The 15779-nt window shown below is 68.9% G+C and carries 15 protein-coding genes; 11 read left to right on the forward strand and 4 right to left on the reverse strand.

Features of this window, described 5'->3' with window-relative positions; translation table 11 throughout:
* Positions 1–14 precede the first annotated feature (14 nt).
* The 3 genes from pntB to A5771_RS05820 are packed head-to-tail and all read left to right on the forward strand — an operon-like array spanning position 15 to position 3893.
* Positions 15–1436 carry a Re/Si-specific NAD(P)(+) transhydrogenase subunit beta gene (gene pntB, locus A5771_RS05810; protein ID WP_064854247.1) on the forward strand — a complete coding sequence of 474 codons (1422 nt, stop codon included), beginning with the start codon at positions 15–17 and terminating at the stop codon, positions 1434–1436.
* Between the two features lie 42 nt (positions 1437–1478).
* Positions 1479–2897 (forward strand): adenylosuccinate lyase, encoded by a 1419-nt coding sequence (gene purB / locus A5771_RS05815; RefSeq protein ID WP_064854248.1) that lies wholly within the window; start codon positions 1479–1481, stop codon positions 2895–2897.
* A 6-nt stretch (positions 2898–2903) separates the two neighbouring features.
* Positions 2904–3893, forward strand: coding sequence for a tellurite resistance/C4-dicarboxylate transporter family protein (locus A5771_RS05820; protein ID WP_064854249.1), 990 nt, complete (start codon positions 2904–2906; stop codon positions 3891–3893).
* On the opposite strand, the gene A5771_RS05825 is transcribed toward A5771_RS05820, so the two are convergent.
* Genes A5771_RS05825 through A5771_RS05835 form a run of 3 tightly spaced genes read right to left on the reverse strand, consistent with a single transcriptional unit; the run spans position 3853 to position 6652 of the window.
* Positions 3853–5601: a potassium channel protein gene (locus A5771_RS05825; protein ID WP_064854250.1), complete on the reverse strand. Its 1749-nt coding sequence runs from the start codon at positions 5599–5601 to the stop codon at positions 3853–3855. The two genes, A5771_RS05820 and A5771_RS05825, sit on opposite strands and share 41 nt — an antisense overlap.
* Positions 5602–5617: 16 nt before the next feature.
* Entirely contained in the window at positions 5618–6004 is a 387-nt protein-coding gene (locus tag A5771_RS05830; RefSeq protein ID WP_064854251.1) for a DUF6394 family protein, read from the reverse strand.
* 9 nt (positions 6005–6013) lie between these two features.
* Positions 6014–6652: a hypothetical protein gene (locus A5771_RS05835; RefSeq protein WP_064854252.1), complete on the reverse strand. Its 639-nt coding sequence runs from the start codon at positions 6650–6652 to the stop codon at positions 6014–6016.
* 41 nt (positions 6653–6693) lie between these two features.
* Between A5771_RS05835 and A5771_RS05840 the strand changes: the two genes are divergently transcribed.
* The 6 genes from A5771_RS05840 (at position 6694) to A5771_RS05865 (ending at position 14038) form a co-directional block, all read left to right on the forward strand.
* Positions 6694–7590 carry a phosphoribosylaminoimidazolesuccinocarboxamide synthase gene (locus tag A5771_RS05840; protein ID WP_064854253.1) on the forward strand — a complete coding sequence of 299 codons (897 nt, stop codon included), beginning with the start codon at positions 6694–6696 and terminating at the stop codon, positions 7588–7590.
* Positions 7587–9716 (forward strand): S9 family peptidase, encoded by a 2130-nt coding sequence (locus A5771_RS05845; RefSeq protein WP_064854254.1) that lies wholly within the window; start codon positions 7587–7589, stop codon positions 9714–9716. Before A5771_RS05840 ends, A5771_RS05845 begins: the two co-directional genes overlap by 4 nt.
* Positions 9717–9756: 40 nt before the next feature.
* On the forward strand, positions 9757–10245 hold the full coding sequence (locus A5771_RS05850) for a glutathione peroxidase (RefSeq protein ID WP_064854255.1): 489 nt from the start codon (positions 9757–9759) through the stop codon (positions 10243–10245).
* Positions 10245–11591: a DUF2254 domain-containing protein gene (locus tag A5771_RS05855; protein WP_064854256.1), complete on the forward strand. Its 1347-nt coding sequence runs from the start codon at positions 10245–10247 to the stop codon at positions 11589–11591. Before A5771_RS05850 ends, A5771_RS05855 begins: the two co-directional genes overlap by 1 nt.
* Positions 11592–11652: 61 nt before the next feature.
* Positions 11653–12363 (forward strand): DUF2334 domain-containing protein, encoded by a 711-nt coding sequence (locus tag A5771_RS05860; RefSeq protein ID WP_064854257.1) that lies wholly within the window; start codon positions 11653–11655, stop codon positions 12361–12363.
* Between the two features lie 19 nt (positions 12364–12382).
* Entirely contained in the window at positions 12383–14038 is a 1656-nt protein-coding gene (locus tag A5771_RS05865) for an FAD-binding dehydrogenase (RefSeq protein WP_064854258.1), read from the forward strand.
* Positions 14039–14138: 100 nt separating this feature from the next.
* Here A5771_RS05865 and A5771_RS05870 read toward each other — a convergent pair whose 3' ends face one another.
* Entirely contained in the window at positions 14139–14777 is a 639-nt protein-coding gene (locus A5771_RS05870) for an MBL fold metallo-hydrolase (protein ID WP_064854259.1), read from the reverse strand.
* An 82-nt stretch (positions 14778–14859) separates the two neighbouring features.
* Here A5771_RS05870 and purS point away from each other — a divergent pair, with 82 nt between their 5' ends.
* Positions 14860–15099: a phosphoribosylformylglycinamidine synthase subunit PurS gene (gene purS, locus A5771_RS05875; RefSeq protein WP_064854260.1), complete on the forward strand. Its 240-nt coding sequence runs from the start codon at positions 14860–14862 to the stop codon at positions 15097–15099.
* The gene (gene purQ / locus A5771_RS05880; protein ID WP_064854261.1) at positions 15096–15770 is read left to right on the forward strand and encodes a phosphoribosylformylglycinamidine synthase subunit PurQ; all 675 of its coding nucleotides are present in this window, start codon (positions 15096–15098) and stop codon (positions 15768–15770) included. The genes purS and purQ overlap by 4 nt, the downstream gene beginning before the upstream one ends.
* Positions 15771–15779: the final 9 nt, after the last annotated feature.

Raw genomic sequence — 15779 nt, forward strand, 5'->3', positions numbered from 1 at the left:
GAGTAGACCCCGCAATGTTCTCTGTGCAGACCGCCGCCTCGGCGGCATACATCGTCGCGGCCCTGTTGTTCATCCTGGCGCTGGCCGGCCTGAGCAAGCATGAGACGTCCAAGGCCGGCAACAACTTCGGCATCGTCGGCATGGCGGTGGCGCTGGCGGCGACGATCACGCTGGCCGTCCACCATGGCATCGGAACGCTCGGCCTGGGCCTGCTGATCGGGGCCACCGTGGTGGGTGCCGCGATCGGGTTGTGGCGGGCCAAAGTGGTCGAGATGACCGGCATGCCCGAGCTCATCGCGCTGCTGCACTCGTTCGTGGGGTTGGCCGCCGTGCTGGTCGGCTGGAACGGCTACCTGCACGTCGAGGCGCATCCGCACGGCGAGGACGCCGTGAAGATGGCTGCCGAGGGGATGTTCGGCATCCACTCCGCCGAGGTGTTCATCGGGGTGTTCATCGGTGCGGTCACCTTCACCGGTTCGATCGTGGCCAACCTCAAGCTGTCCGCGCGGATGAAGTCGGCGCCGTTGATGCTGCCGGGCAAGAACTTGCTCAATGTCGGCGCGCTGCTGGCATTCGCGGCGCTGACGGTGTGGTTCTGTATCGAACCCAACCTGTGGTTGCTGGTGGCGGTGACCGTGTTGGCGCTGGCGCTGGGCTGGCACCTGGTGGCCTCGATCGGCGGCGGCGACATGCCGGTCGTGGTCTCGATGCTCAACAGCTACTCCGGCTGGGCGGCGGCGGCCTCAGGCTTCCTGCTCTCCAACGACCTGCTGATCATTACCGGCGCGCTGGTCGGCTCCTCGGGTGCCTACCTGTCCTACATCATGTGCAAGGCGATGAACCGGTCGTTCATCTCGGTGATCGCGGGCGGCTTCGGGATCGAGGCCGGCCCGTCCGACGACAAGGACTACGGCGAGCACCGCGAGATCACCGCCGAAGGGGTGGCCGAGCTGCTGGGCAGTGCGGACTCGGTGATCATCACCCCGGGCTACGGCATGGCCGTGGCGCAGGCCCAGTACGGGGTCGCCGACCTGACCCGCAAGCTGCGGGAACGCGGCGTCAACGTGCGGTTCGGCATCCACCCGGTGGCCGGCCGGCTCCCGGGGCACATGAACGTGCTGCTGGCCGAGGCCAAAGTGCCCTACGACATCGTCCTGGAGATGGACGAGATCAACGAGGACTTCGACGACACCTCGGTCGTGCTGGTGATCGGCGCCAACGACACCGTCAATCCGGCCGCCGCCGAAGACCCGTCCAGCCCGATCGCGGGCATGCCGGTGCTGACCGTGTGGGAGGCCGACAACGTGATCGTCTTCAAGCGCTCCATGGCATCCGGCTACGCCGGCGTGCAGAACCCGCTGTTCTTCCGGCAGAACTCCGCGATGCTGTTCGGCGACGCCAAGGACCGGGTCGAGGACATCCTGCACGCGCTGTAGGGCGCCGCGGCGATCGCAAGCGCGACGGTAGGGTAGCTGCTCGTGAGCATCCCCAATGTGCTGGCAACCCGCTACGCCAGCACCGCGATGACCGACATCTGGTCGCCTGAGGCCAAGATCGTCGCCGAACGCCGGCTGTGGCTGGCCGTGCTGCGGGCCCAGTCCGAACTGGGTGTGCAGGTGCCCGAGCAGGCGATCGCCGACTACGAGCGGGTGCTGGAGGATGTCGACCTGGCATCGATCGCCCACCGGGAACGGGTGACCCGCCACGACGTCAAGGCCCGCATCGAGGAATTCAATGCGCTGGCCGGCCACGAGCACATCCACAAGGGCATGACCAGCCGGGATCTGACCGAGAACGTCGAGCAGATGCAGATCCTGCAGTCCCTGAGGCTGGTGCACCGACACGGAGTGGCAGTCGCGATCCGGCTGGCTCTGCACGCGGAGGCCAATCGTGAGCTGGTGATGGCCGGGCGCAGCCACAACGTCGCCGCCCAGGCCACCACGCTGGGTAAGCGGTTCGCCTCGGCCGCCCAGGAGACGCTGATCGCGTTGCGGCGGCTGGAAGAGCTGATCGCCCGCTACCCGCTGCGCGGGATCAAGGGCCCGATGGGCACCGCCCAGGACATGCTGGACCTGTTCGACGGCGACACCGTCAAACTCGCCGAGCTGGAACGCCGGGCCGCCGACTTCCTGGGCTTCTCAACGGTTTTGACCAGCGTCGGGCAGGTCTACCCCCGCTCACTGGACCACGACGTGCTCTCGGCACTGGTGCAGCTCGGGGCCGGAGCATCGTCGCTGGCCCACACCATCCGGCTGATGGCCGGCCACGAACTGGTCACCGAGGGCTTCGCTGAAGGCCAGGTGGGATCCTCGGCGATGCCGCACAAGATGAACACCCGCAGCTGCGAGCGGGTCAACGGCCTGCAGGTGGTGCTGCGCGGCTACGCGTCGATGGCCGCCGAACTGGCCGGGGCCCAGTGGAACGAGGGCGACGTGTTCTGCTCGGTGGTGCGCCGTGTCGCGCTGCCGGATGCGTTCTTCGCGGTCGACGGACAGACCGAAACGTTTCTGACCGTGCTCGACGAGTTCGGCGCCTACCCGGCGGTGATCACCCGCGAACTGGACCGCTACCTGCCGTTTTTGGCCACCACCAAGGTGCTGATCGCCGCGGTGCGCGCCGGGATGGGCCGCGAAGCCGCCCACGAGGTGATCAAGGAGCACGCGGTGGCCGTCGCCCTGGCGATGCGCGAACGCGGCGCCGAACCCGACTTGCTGGACCGGCTGGCGGCCGACGAGCGGCTGCCGCTGGACCGGGCCGCCCTGGAGGCGGCGATCGCCGATCGGCAGGCGTTCACCGGCGCGGCCGCCGACCAGGTCGATCAGGTGTTTGCGGCGGTGCAAGAGTTGGTCGAGCGGTATCCGTCGGCGGCCGGCTACGTTCCGGGCGCGATTCTCTAACCGCGCATGGGCGTGACGCGGTGGCCGGCGCCGGACGCCTTCGCGGTGGTGATGGCCACCGGCATCCTGTCGATCGGCGCCCGCGACCACCACTACCGTTGGCTCTCCGACACTTTCGGGGTGCTGGCTGCTGTCGTGCTGGTCATGCTGACGGTGGCCGCCGTGCGCGCCCTGCCCCGCTGGGATCTTCGCGACCCGGACGTGACGCTGCGGTTGTTCACCTTCGTCGCCGCGTGCGCGGTGCTGGATTCTCGTGTGGCCGCCCACCCGGTCGCGGCGCGTGTGCTGGGTGGCGTGGCCCTGCTGGCGTGGCTGGCGCTGACGGTCCTGACCTGCCGCAACATGGCGTCTCGCGGCCTGGGGGAGTTGCGCACTCGTGCCCACGGCGCCTGGGAACTGGCCAGTGTGGGCACGTCGGGTTTGGCGATCCTTGCCGCGCGGGCCGCCCGGCACAGCGGTGATCGCGGCTGGGCGCCTGCGGCGGTGGTGATCTGGGTGCTGGCGATCGTGGTCTACCTCGTGATGACGTGGCTGATCCTGTGGCGCACCGCGCACGAACGCAAGGACCGCGATGGCTTCGCACCCGACGATTGGATCCTGATGGGGGCGTTGGCGATCGCCACCCTGGCCGGGCACACCATCTACTCCGGAGCGGTGGCGTGGCTTGCCGGCCCGGTGCGGGTCGTCACGATCGTGACGTGGGTGCTGGCCAGTGCGTGGATCCCGCCGCTGGTCTACTTCGTGCTGCACCGGGTCAACCGGCGGCCGGCGGTGTTGCAACTCACCGGGGCGTGGTGGGCGCTGGTCTTCCCGCTGGGGATGTACTCGGTGGCCACCGCGGCTATGGCCATAGAACTCCGGTCAGCTGCCTTGCAGACGGTGTCGCTGGTGTTCTTCTGGAATGCGTTGACAGCGTGGGTGATCGTGGCGGTCGCCGGATTGCTGCGCCTGCGGCTCACGCCCGAGGCACGCCGGCGCGGCGGCGCCGAGCGGTGAGCCACGCCCACAACCAGGTCAGCGGAACGTCGCGGCCGGTGCAGAGGTACTCGACCGTCGTCGGATCGTGGCAGATCGCCCCTACTTGCGACAGACCGTCTCGTTTTCCGACCAGCAGCACCTGATCTCCGACGGCCAGGGTGGTGTCGTCGGGCGGCATGAAGGTGTGTTCGCCGTCATGGACCAGCACCAGCGCCGCCAGCGGCAAGCTGGTTTCGCGATCGTCGGGCCGCCGCAGGAGATCCGCCAGGGTCAAGGTCATCCCGCGTCGCAACCAGTCGGTGATGGCCGGAGCGTGCTCGTCGGTCAACGTGATGACATCGCGGCTGGGGGTGCGGCGGCCGCAGCGCTCCTGCAGGTGGTCGCGCACCGCGCCGGCCCACTGCTCGTCACGGCCGAACGCATGCTCCACGAAGCTCCAGAACACCGGCGTGAGGATCCGGGCGAGCGTCTCGCGGGCGATGAGTTCGGTGGCGATGTACACCTCGTCGATCTGTAGCGCCTCCAGCAGAGCCTTTTTGGTGTTTCGCTGCTGCCGGACCACCAGGTAGACATCGGGGTTGGCCAACCGGGCCTGCTCGGCCAGGGCGATGTTAGTGGTGTCGTTGCGGGTCCCGGCGATGAACCCGACCGCACCGGAGATGTCGGGTGCACCGTCGGCCGGGTTGACGAGCTCGACACTGAGTCCGCTGGCGATGAGGTCGGCGGCCACGTCGCGGCCGAATCCGGTGCCCGCGGACACCACCCATCTGCCGTCGGCCAAACCCCGCCGCAGCGTCGGCATCTCGTCCTCGTCGTTGTCCATCAGCCAGCGCAACAACTGATGATTGATCGGGCGGTGGATCGACAGCGCGAGGTATTCGCCGAATCTGTCGTCGGCGTTGATGACCGCCGCCGGTGAGAAATGCTCGATCTGAGCTTGGATGTGGCCGTCGGTGCAGCGGGCGAACACCGGCACCTCGGGTCGCAGCAGCGCAACGGTCATGACCACCGCCAGATTGGTGGCGTCGTCGTCGGTCAGGGCGAGCACGCCTTCGCAGTCGCGATGGGCGAGGCCGGCCATGCCGAGCATTGCCGGAATGGCGCAGTCGCCTTCGACCGCGGGGACGTCGAAACTGAGTTGCTCGGCGACCACCGACTGGACTCGGGACTCCTGCTTGTCGATGACGACGAATCGGTGCCCGTGCTCGTCGAGTTCGGCGCCGACGGCTCGGCCGGCGTGTCCGTAGCCGGCCACGATGACGAACGGCTCGACCAGCCGGCGGACTTGCCGGCGGAAACGCTGGGCGGCGAGGGCGTCCTGGAAGGCAGAGTCGTTGACCAGGGCGAAGAAGACGCCGATGGCATAGGCCCAGCTGATCACGACCAGGTAGATGGACATCGACAGCCACATCCGCTGCGGGTAGCTGAACGCGTGCGGCACTTCGCTGTAGCCGACCGTCGTCAAGGTGATCGTCATCTGGTAGAAGGCGTCGAACACGGTGAGCCGGTAGGGGTTTCCCTGCGCATCGACGCCGGGCATCAGCATCAGTCCGGTGCTGCAGATGCTGAAGGTGGTGATCACGACGATGAACGGCGCACGCATTCGCCGCATGAACAAGAAGATGACGTCGCTGGTCGGTACCGCCGTCGGCACCCGGACCGGCTTGAGTTTCTGCCGCGATCGCCGGCGGTTCCAGAACGAGAACAGGTGCAGCGAATTCGGCATCGGCTGTCGGGGCTGGCTATCGGCGCCGGAACGACGCGGTTTCGACCACGAGCAGGGTTACCGAGACGACGTTGGCCAGCAGCGCTCCGCCCGACAGGGACACCACGCTCGCCGTCGCGTGCCGGTCCAGTCCGAAGGTCGAGACGTGGGTGTAATAGACCCACATTGCTGCCGCGGCGGCGAGTTGGAGCAGTGCGACGAGGCTGGTGGACAGATGGACCGCACCCAATTGGGTGCGGTCACCGAACTTCAGGACGGTGGTGATGAGCGCCACGATGAGCGCCAGGAACAGCTCCCACGGATTGTGAATGACCGGATCGCCGATGTCACCGACGAAGAATCCGAAGTTCAATGTCGCCGCCAGCAGCACAAAGAAACCGAAAACCACCTTCTCGAGGTTCACACCGGCAGCCTAGCCGCCGGCGGCGCCCGGTTGGTGGCGTCGCGCCAGTCCGGCAGACCGGAGTTCGAGACCCGCCAGCCGGCTGATGACGAGGGGATCATTGTTCCGCCATGCGCCGACCGGATCGCTGCCGGCGCCGGCCAGCCTGCGCAGCGGTTGGTTGGTCAGTGCCCGCAGCGCCATCAGCTGCTGGCCGGCCGGGGCCGCGGCCAGCGCCAGCACCGCTCGCTTGCGCAGGAAGAACCGCAGCCGCAGCGCCAGCCAGGGCATCGCCACTGCCAGCACTGGCGGCGCCGCGACCGCGATCGCCAACAGGTAGGCCAGCCAGCCGGCGGTGGTGTTCAGGTCGTGGCCGGCGCCGGCGATGTCGACGGCCGCCTCACCGGCTGCGGTCAGCGGCTTGCTCACCGCATCGCCCACCAGCGGGATGCGATGCGCGCTGTGCCCGGCCGAGGTCAGACTTTCGGCCACGCCGTTGGCGCCGTGCTCGAACTGCCGCCCGACCCCGGCGATGGCGGCCACCGCACCGTGCACGGCGAGGGCGACCAGCACCCACAGGAAGGTCCACACCGCGACGACGGCGTCGCTGAGCAGTTGGGCCAGCAGGCGGCCGGGGGAGGTGGCGTAGGGCAGCAACCGTGAAGTCATGGATCCGATCCCAGCACAATGCGGGCCGCTAAGCTGGCCCAATGTCGCGTCCCGCGCTCTCCGATTATCAGCACCTGGCCAGCGGTAAAGTCCGCGAACTGTATCGGATCGACGACAAGCACCTGTTGTTCGTCGCCACCGACCGGATCTCCGCGTTCGACTACATCCTGGACAGTGAGATCCCGGACAAGGGCCGGATCCTGACCGCGATGAGTGTCTTCTTCTTCGACCTCGTCAAGGTTCCCAATCACCTGGCCGGCCCGCCCGACGACCCGCGCATCCCCGAGGAGGTGCTGGGTCGGGCCCTGGTGGTGCGCCAGCTGCAGATGTTGCCGATCGAGTGCGTAGCGCGCGGCTACCTGACCGGCTCGGGCCTGCTGGACTACCAGGACAGCGGCTCGGTCTGCGGCATCGCGCTGCCGCCGGGTCTGGTGGAGGCCAGCAAGTTCGCCAATCCGCTGTTCACCCCGGCCACCAAGGCCGAGATCGGCGAACACGACGAGAACATCTCGTTCGCGCAGGTGATCGACCTGGTGGGCCCGGTGTGGGCCGGCCAGCTGCGCGACCGCACCTTGGAAACCTATGTGCTGGCGGCGGGCCACGCCCTGACCAAGGGAATCATCATCGCCGACACCAAGTTCGAGTTCGGTGTCGACGAACATGACAATCTGGTGCTTGCCGACGAGGTGTTCACCCCCGACTCGTCGCGGTACTGGCCGGCCGATCACTATCAAGCCGGGGAAGTGCAGCAAAGCTTCGACAAGCAGTTCGTCCGCAACTGGCTCACCGGCCCGGAATCCGGCTGGGACCGGGCCGGTACCCAGCCGCCCCCGGCGCTGCCGGATGACATCATCGCCGCCACCCGCGCCCGTTACATCGAAGCCTACGAACGGATTTCCGGTTTGTCCTTCGACGACTGGGTCGGCCCCGCCGCATGACCGACGTCGCACGCCCGCTGCCGGATCCTCCTTCGGCCAAGCGGGCCGAAACCACCCGCGTCCATCACGGGGACGTCTTCGTCGATCCCTACGAATGGCTGCGGGACAAGTCCGACCCCGCGGTGGTCGCCCACCTGGAAGCCGAGAACGCCTATGCCGATGCTGCGACGGAGCACCTTGAACCGTTGCGGCAGAACATCTTCGACGAGATCAAAGCCCGTACCAAAGAAACCGACCTGTCGGTGCCCGCACGGCGCGGCGACTGGTGGTACTACGGGCGCACCTACGAGGGGAAGCAGTACGGCGTTCAATGCCGCTGTCCCGTCGGCTCTTCCGACGACTGGGATCCGCCCCAACTCGATGAGGCCACCGAGATCCCGGGCGAACAGGTGCTGCTGGACCAGAACGCCGAGGCGCAGGGTCACGACTTCTTCGCGCTCGGCGCCGCCGCCGTCAGCCCGGACGGCAATATCCTGGCCTACTCCGTCGATGTCGTCGGTGACGAGCGCTACACGCTGCGGTTCAAAGACTTGGCCACCGGCGAGCTGTTGTCCGACGAAATCGCCGGAATCGGCGCCGGGGTGACCTGGGCGACCGATAACCGCACCGTCTACTACGTCACCGTCGATGCGGCCTGGCGCCCGGACACCGTGTGGCGTTACCGGATCGGCGCGGACCGGCCCGCCGAGCAGGTCTACCACGAGGACGACGAGCGGTTCTGGTTGTCGGTGGGCCGCACCCGCAGCGACGCCTACGTGCTGATCGCGGCCGGGTCGTCGATCACCTCCGAGGTCCGCTACGCCGACGCGGCCGACCCGCGGGCGGAGTTCACCGTGGTGCTGCCCCGCCGCGAAGGCGTCGAGTACTCGGTGGAGCACGCGGTCGTCGGCGGCGAAGACCGATTCCTGGTGCTGCACAACGACGGCGCGGTCAACTTCACCCTGGTGCAGGCTCCGGTGGGCGATCCGACCGCGCAGCAGACCCTGATCGCCGGGCGTGATGACGTGCGGCTCGATGGGGTGGACGCCTTCGCGCACCACCTCGTCGTCGGCTACCGAGCCGACGGGTTGCCGCGCCTGCAACTGTGGCCGATCGACAGCGGCGGCGACTACCTGGCGCCGCAGGAGATCACCTTCGACACCGAGTTGACCTCCGCGGGCCTGGCGGCCAACCCGAACTGGGATTGCCCGCGACTACGGGTGGGCGCGACGTCGTTCATCACCCCGGTACGCATCTACGACATCGACCTCGCGACCGGCGAACGCACCCTGCTGCGTGAGCAGCCGGTGCTCGGCGACTACCGCCGCGAGAACTACGTCGAGTACCGCGACTGGGCCTACGCCGAGGACGGCACCCGCGTCCCGGTGTCGGTCGTGCACCGGGCCGGGATCGAATTGCCAGCTCCGACACTGCTTTACGGTTACGGCGCCTACGAGATGTGTGAGGACCCGCAGTTCTCGATCGCTCGGCTGTCCCTGCTGGACCGCGGCATGGTGTTCGCCGTCGCGCACGTCCGCGGCGGCGGCGAGCTGGGCCGGTTGTGGTACGAGCACGGCAAGCTGCTGCAGAAGAAGAACAGCTTCACCGACTTCGTCGCCGTCGGCCGCCATCTGATCGAGGCCGGAATCTGCCGGCCGGGGCAGCTGGTGGCGATGGGCGGCAGCGCGGGCGGGCTGTTGATGGGCGCGGTGACCAACCTGGCGCCGGAGCTGTTCGCCGGCGTGGTGGCGCAGGTCCCGTTCGTCGACCCGCTGACCACCATCTTGGACCCGTCGCTGCCGCTGACCGTCACTGAGTGGGACGAGTGGGGAAATCCGTTGGAGGACAAGGACGTCTACTTCTACATGAAGTCCTACTCGCCGTATGAGAACATCACCCGCCGCGAGTACCCGCCGATCCTGGCGATGACGTCACTGCACGACACCCGGGTGTACTACGTCGAGCCGGCGAAATGGGTTGCGGCACTGCGGCACACCAAGACCGACGCCAACCAGGTCTTGCTGAAAACCCAGATGAACGCCGGCCACGGCGGCATCTCCGGGCGTTACGAACGCTGGAAGGAGATCGCGTTCCAATACGCCTGGCTGCTGGCGACGGCCGGCTGCGAGGTTCCCGGGAAACACTGACAGGGCACCCCCGGCACCGCCACCGGGTACCCTCGCGGCCATGAGCCTTGCTGGTATCCCGCTGACTACCCTCGATGGCCGGTCCACCTCGCTGGCGGACTACGCCGACCGCGCGGTCCTGGTCGTCAACGTCGCCTCCAAATGCGGGCTCACCCCGCAGTACAGCGCCCTGGAGAAGCTGGCCCAGGACTACGCCGAGCGCGGGCTGACGGTGCTCGGCGTGCCCTGCAACCAGTTCATGGGCCAGGAGCCCGGAACGCCTACGGAGATCCAGACCTTCTGCTCCACCACCTACGGGGTGACGTTTCCGTTGCTGGCCAAGACCGACGTCAATGGCGATGACCGCCACCCGCTGTACGCGGAGTTGACCAAGACCGCCGACGCCGAGGGGACCGCCGGTGACGTGCAATGGAACTTCGAGAAGTTTCTGCTCGCGCCCGGGGCGACGGTGGTCAACCGGTTCCGGCCCACCACGGTGCCGGACGCGCCCGAGGTGATTACCGCCATCGAGGCCGTACTGCCGAACTGATGCGCACCCGCTCGGAGCGCTTCCCGAGTGTTCGGGCGTTGGCGCTGGCTTATCGGTTCCGCGAGAGTCTTTTTCTGCTGCCGCTGGTGATCGTGTTCGGCGGCATGCTGCTGGCCGTTCTCAGCCGTGCGGCGGACCGCCGTATCGGGCCGTCGCCGCGTTTCCTGCTGAAGATGGACAGCGGGGTGGCCACCACGCTGCTGTCCACGATCGCCGGCGCGACGATCACCACCGCGGGGGTCATTTTCTCGCTGACCATCGTGAGCCTGCAGCTGGCGAGCTCCCAGCTGTCGCCGCGGGTGATGCGCTGGTTCATCCGGGACCGGCTCAGCCAGGTGGTGATCGGCCTGCTGGTCGCGACCTTCGTGTACTGCGTGCTGAGCCTGCCGGATCTGGACGGATCCCGTCCGGGGCCCGCGCCGCCGCTGACGGTGACCGTCGCCGTGGTGCTGACGATCGTCACCGTGATCACCATCATCGCCCACGTCGATCACCTGGCCCACCGCCTGGAGGTCGGTCAGGTGGTGCGGGAGATCGCCGCGGAGGGCTCGATGGTGATCGACACCGTGGTGGCCGCCGCGGCCGACGAGCAGCCGGCCCCCGAAACCGACATGGACGCTCCGCCGGACGCGCTGCGGCTGACCTCGCCCGGCAACGGCTGGATCAGCCGGGTCGACACCCGCCGGTTGTTGGCTGCCATCCCGCCGAACACCAAGATCCGGTTGGACACCCGGGTCGGCGCCTACATCCACCTGGGCCAGCCGCTGGTCACGATCTGGCCGCCGCCGGCGCACCCGGACCGGGTGCGCCAGAAGCTGACCCGGGCGATCGCCGTCAGCGACAGCCGCACCATGCAGGAGGACATCGACTTCGCGTTCCGTCAGCTCGTCGACATCGGGCTGCGCGCGCTGAGCTCGGCGATCAACGACCCCACCACCGCGGTCGAGGCCACGCTGCGCGTCGGCAGCCTGTTGCGCCGCCTGCTGGTGGTGCCGTTGCCGCTGGTGGCGGTGGCCGGCTCGGAGGGCCGGATCCTGCTACGGCCGTGGGGCCTCAATGCCAAGGAGTACATCGGGCACGGCTTCGATCAGCTCCGTCAGGTGGCACCGTCTCAGCCACTGGTGGCGGCGACGATCCTGCGGGTGATACGGATGCTGGTCGTCCACGTCGAAGAGCAGGGCCGGACCGAACACATTCCGGCACTGCGTGAGCAGGCCGACCTGCTGCTGGAATCACTGGCCAAGGCGCCCGGGCTGCATCCACGCGACCTGGCGCGACTGCGGGCGATCGCGGCCAACAGCACCGACCCGGCCAACCACAGCCGCCGGCGCCGGTTGAGCCTGTAACGCCAGCCGGTGTCTGCCTGGATGTCACCGGCCGGACACCTGCACCGGCCACACTGGTGGCATGACCGGACAGCTGATCGTCTCCGTCTCGGGGATCGGCGAACGGACCTGCGCCGACGCCGAGGCGTTCTGCGCGCAACTGGACACCCGCGCCGTGCCGGTGTCACTGCTGGCGGCACCGCGGCTGGGGGCGGACTACCGGCTGGACCGCGACCCGCGCACCGTCGACTGGCTGGTGCACCGGCGGGCCGGCGGCGCAGCCATCGTGCTGCACGGGTTCGATGAGGCCGCCACCAAGAAGCGCCGCGGCGAGTTCGCCACCTTGGGTGCCCACGAGGCCAACCTGCGGCTGCTGGGGGCCGACCGCGTGCTGGAGCACCTGGGTTTGCGCACCCGACTGTTCGCCGCGCCCGGCTGGATGGTCTCGCCGGGAACGGTACGGGTGTTGCCGCGCAACGGTTTTCGTCTGTTGGCCGGTCTGCACACGGTGACCGATCTGGTGCTCGACCGCACCGTACGGGCCCGGGTGGTCGGCGTCGGAGCCGGTTTTCTGACCGCGCCCTGGTGGTGCCGGATGGTGGTGGCGACCAGTGAGCGTATCGCGCGCCGCGGCGGGGTGGTGCGGCTGTCGGTGGGCGCTCGGCAGCTGAGCGATCCGGGCGTGTCGGCTGCCATGCTGGACGCGGTGGATGCGGCGCTGGGCCACGGCTGCCGCCCGGAGCGCTACCGGTGGCCGCTCGCGGCCGATGTGGCCTCCGGGCTGAGCGCCTGACTGGCTACGCTGGACCGCCATGAGCGGTAAGGCGGACGCCGACGCGATCATCGTCGGGGCGGGTTTGGCCGGCCTGGTGGCGGCCTGCGAACTGGTGGAACGCGGCCAGCGGGTGCTGATCGTCGACCAGGAGAACAGCGCGAACCTGGGCGGGCAGGCGTTCTGGTCCTTCGGTGGCCTGTTCTTCGTCGACAGCCCCGAGCAGCGGCGGCTGGGGGTGCGCGACAGCCACGAACTGGCGCTGCAGGATTGGCTGGGCACCGCCGGCTTCGACCGCGCGTGCGACTACTGGCCGCGGCAATGGGCGCACGCCTACGTCGACTTCGCCGCCGGGGAGAAACGCAGCTGGCTGACCGCGCGCGGGCTGAAGATCTTCCCGCTGGTCGGCTGGGCCGAGCGCGGCGGTTACGGCGCGATCGGGCACGGCAATTCGGTGCCCCGGTTCCACATCAGCTGGGGGACCGGGCCGGCCCTGGTCGAGATCTTCGCGAGCCGGTTGCGGGGCCGTTCGCGAGTCCGCTTCGCGCACCGGCACCGGGTCGACGAGCTGATCGTCGAAGACGGCCGGGTGACCGGCGTGCGGGGCAGTGTGCTGGAACCGTCGTACGCGGCGCGCGGTGTGGCGTCGTCACGGAACTCGGTGGGGGAGTTCGAATTCCGGGCGTCCGCGGTGCTGGTGACCAGTGGTGGCATCGGCGGCAACCTCGAGCTGGTGCGGCAGAACTGGCCGGAGCGGATGGGCCGCGTGCCGGCGCAGCTGCTGGCCGGGGTGCCCGCCCACGTCGACGGCCGGATGCTCGGGATCACCGAGGCGGCCGGCGGGCGGGTGATCAACCGGGACCGGATGTGGCACTACACCGAGGGCATCACCAACTACGACCCGATCTGGCCGGGCCACGGCATCCGGATCATCCCCGGCCCGTCGCCGCTGTGGCTGGACGCGGCCGGCAACCGACTGCCCGGGCCGCTGTATCCCGGCTTCGACACCCTGGGCACCTTGGAGCACATCGCCCGTTCCGGGCAGGACTACACCTGGTTCGTGCTGAACGGGAAGATCATCGAGAAGGAATTCGCGCTGTCGGGTCAGGAACAGAACCCGGACCTGACCGGGCGCAGCCTGCGCCAGCTGATCACCTCTCGGGCCCGCTCGGGGCCGCCGCCCCCGGTGCAGGCGTTCGTCGACCGCGGGGTGGATTTCGTCCATGCCGATTCGCTGCGGGATCTGGTCGCGCGGATGAACGACCTGCCCGATGTGCTGCCATTGGACTATGCGACGGTGGCCGCCGAGGTGACCGCACGCGACCGCGAGGTAGCCAACCGGTTCAGCAAGGACGGCCAGATCACCGCGATCCGCGGCGCCCGGGCCTACCTGGGCGACCGGCTGGGTAGGGTGGTGGCCCCGCACCGGCTGACCGATCCCAAGGCCGGACCGCTGATCGCGGTCAAACTGCACATCTTGACCCGGAAAACGTTGGGCGGCTTGGAAACCGACCTGGACTCCCGGGTGCTGGGCGCCGACGGCAAGCCGATCGACGGGCTGTATGCCGCCGGTGAGGTGGCCGGTTTCGGGGGCGGCGGGGTGCACGGTTATCGGGCGCTGGAGGGCACCTTCCTGGGCGGGTGCATCTTCTCCGGCCGGGCCGCCGGCCGGGGCGCCGCCGGCGATATCACCTAGCGTCGGCCCGCGCCACCCGCATCCCCGCCGAGCGTGAAGGTAGCTTCACGTTCGACCCCTCAGCGTGAAGCTAACTTCACGTTCGGCGGTAGGAAGGCACCTAAAACGCCACGGCGCTTTCGGCGGGCAGCACCTGAAAGTCGGTGCGTCCCATCTCGGCGAGCCGGCCGTGGTAGATGCCGCGGGCGTCGTCGGCGATGATGCCCTGGTGGATGGGCACCGCGGCCCGCGGTGCCACGGCCCGCAGGTAATCGACCGCCTCGGCGATCTTCATCCACGGTGCGGCGGCCGGGGCGGCCAGCACGTCCACCGGCTCGTCCGGCACGAACAATGCATCACCGGGGTGCATCAGCCGGGCCGGATGCCCGGCGTCGCCGACGAGGTAGGAGATGTTGTCGATCATCGGGAGCTCCGGATGGATCACCGCGTGCTGCCCGCCGACCCCGCGCACCCGCACCGAGCCGAGCTCGAAGGAATCCCCGACATGCACCGGTCGCCACGGCGGCCCCAGCTGGGAGGCGGTCTGCGGGTCGGCGTAGAGCGCGGCTTGCGGATTCGCCTCGAGCAGCGCCGGCAGCCTCGCGGTATCGACGTGGTCGGGGTGCTGATGGGTGATCAGGATCGCCGACAGCCCGGTGATGCCCTCGAAGCCGTGCGAGAAGTTGCCCGGGTCGAACAGCACCGTGGTGTCGACGAAATCGGCGAGCAGGCAGGAGTGGCCGAAGTGGGTCAATCGCATGCCTTCGATTGTGCGCTCCGGCGCCGCGAACGGGCATCGGTATTGTTGAGCCGACCGATTCCCGTCGACAGTAGGAGCGCGCGTGGCCCGGGTGGTTGTGCACGTGATGCCCAAAGCCGAGATCCTCGACCCGCAGGGTCAGGCGATCGTCGGCGCGCTTGCCCGGCTCGGGCACACCGGCGTGTCGGAGGTGCGGCAGGGCAAGCGCTTCGAGCTCGAGGTCGACGATTCGGTCGACGACGCCGCGCTCGCCGAGATCGCCGAGACGCTGCTGGCCAACACGGTGATCGAGGATTGGACCGTCAGCCGGGAGACGGTGTGAGCGCCCGGGTTGGTGTCATCACCTTCCCCGGCACCCTCGACGACGTCGACGCCGTGCGCGCGGTCCGCTACGTCGGTGCCGAACCGGTCAACCTGTGGCACGCCGACGCCGACCTGAAGGGGGTCGACGCCGTCGTCGTCCCGGGCGGTTTCTCCTACGGCGACTACCTGCGTGCCGGTGCCATCGCCCGGTTCGCGCCGGTGATGGGCGAGGTCATCGCGGCGGCCGGGCGCGGTCTGCCGGTGCTGGGCATCTGCAACGGGTTCCAGGTGTTGTGCGAGGCCGGGTTGTTGCCGGGCGCGCTGACCCGCAACGCCGGCCTGCACTTCGTCTGCCGCGACGTCTGGCTGCGGGTGGCCTCCACCGAGACGGTTTGGACCTCCCGGTTCGACGCCGACGCCGACCTGCTGGTGCCGCTGAAGTCCGGCGAGGGCCGCTATGTGGCCTCCGAAGCGGTGCTCGACGAGCTGGAGGGCGAGGGCCGGGTGGTGTTCCGCTACCTGGACAACCTCAACGGCTCGATGCGCGACATCGCCGGGGTGAGCTCGGCCAACGGCCGGGTGGTGGGGCTGATGCCGCACCCCGAGCACGCCATCGAGGCGTTGACGGGGCCCAGCGACGACGGGCTGGGGCTGTTCTACTCCGCGCTGGACGCGGTGCTCGCGGCCTGAGCCCAGCGC

Origin of the sequence: Mycolicibacter sinensis (assembly GCF_001667375.1) — a bacterium.
Classification (GTDB): Bacteria; Actinomycetota; Actinomycetes; order Mycobacteriales; family Mycobacteriaceae; genus Mycobacterium; species Mycobacterium sinense_A.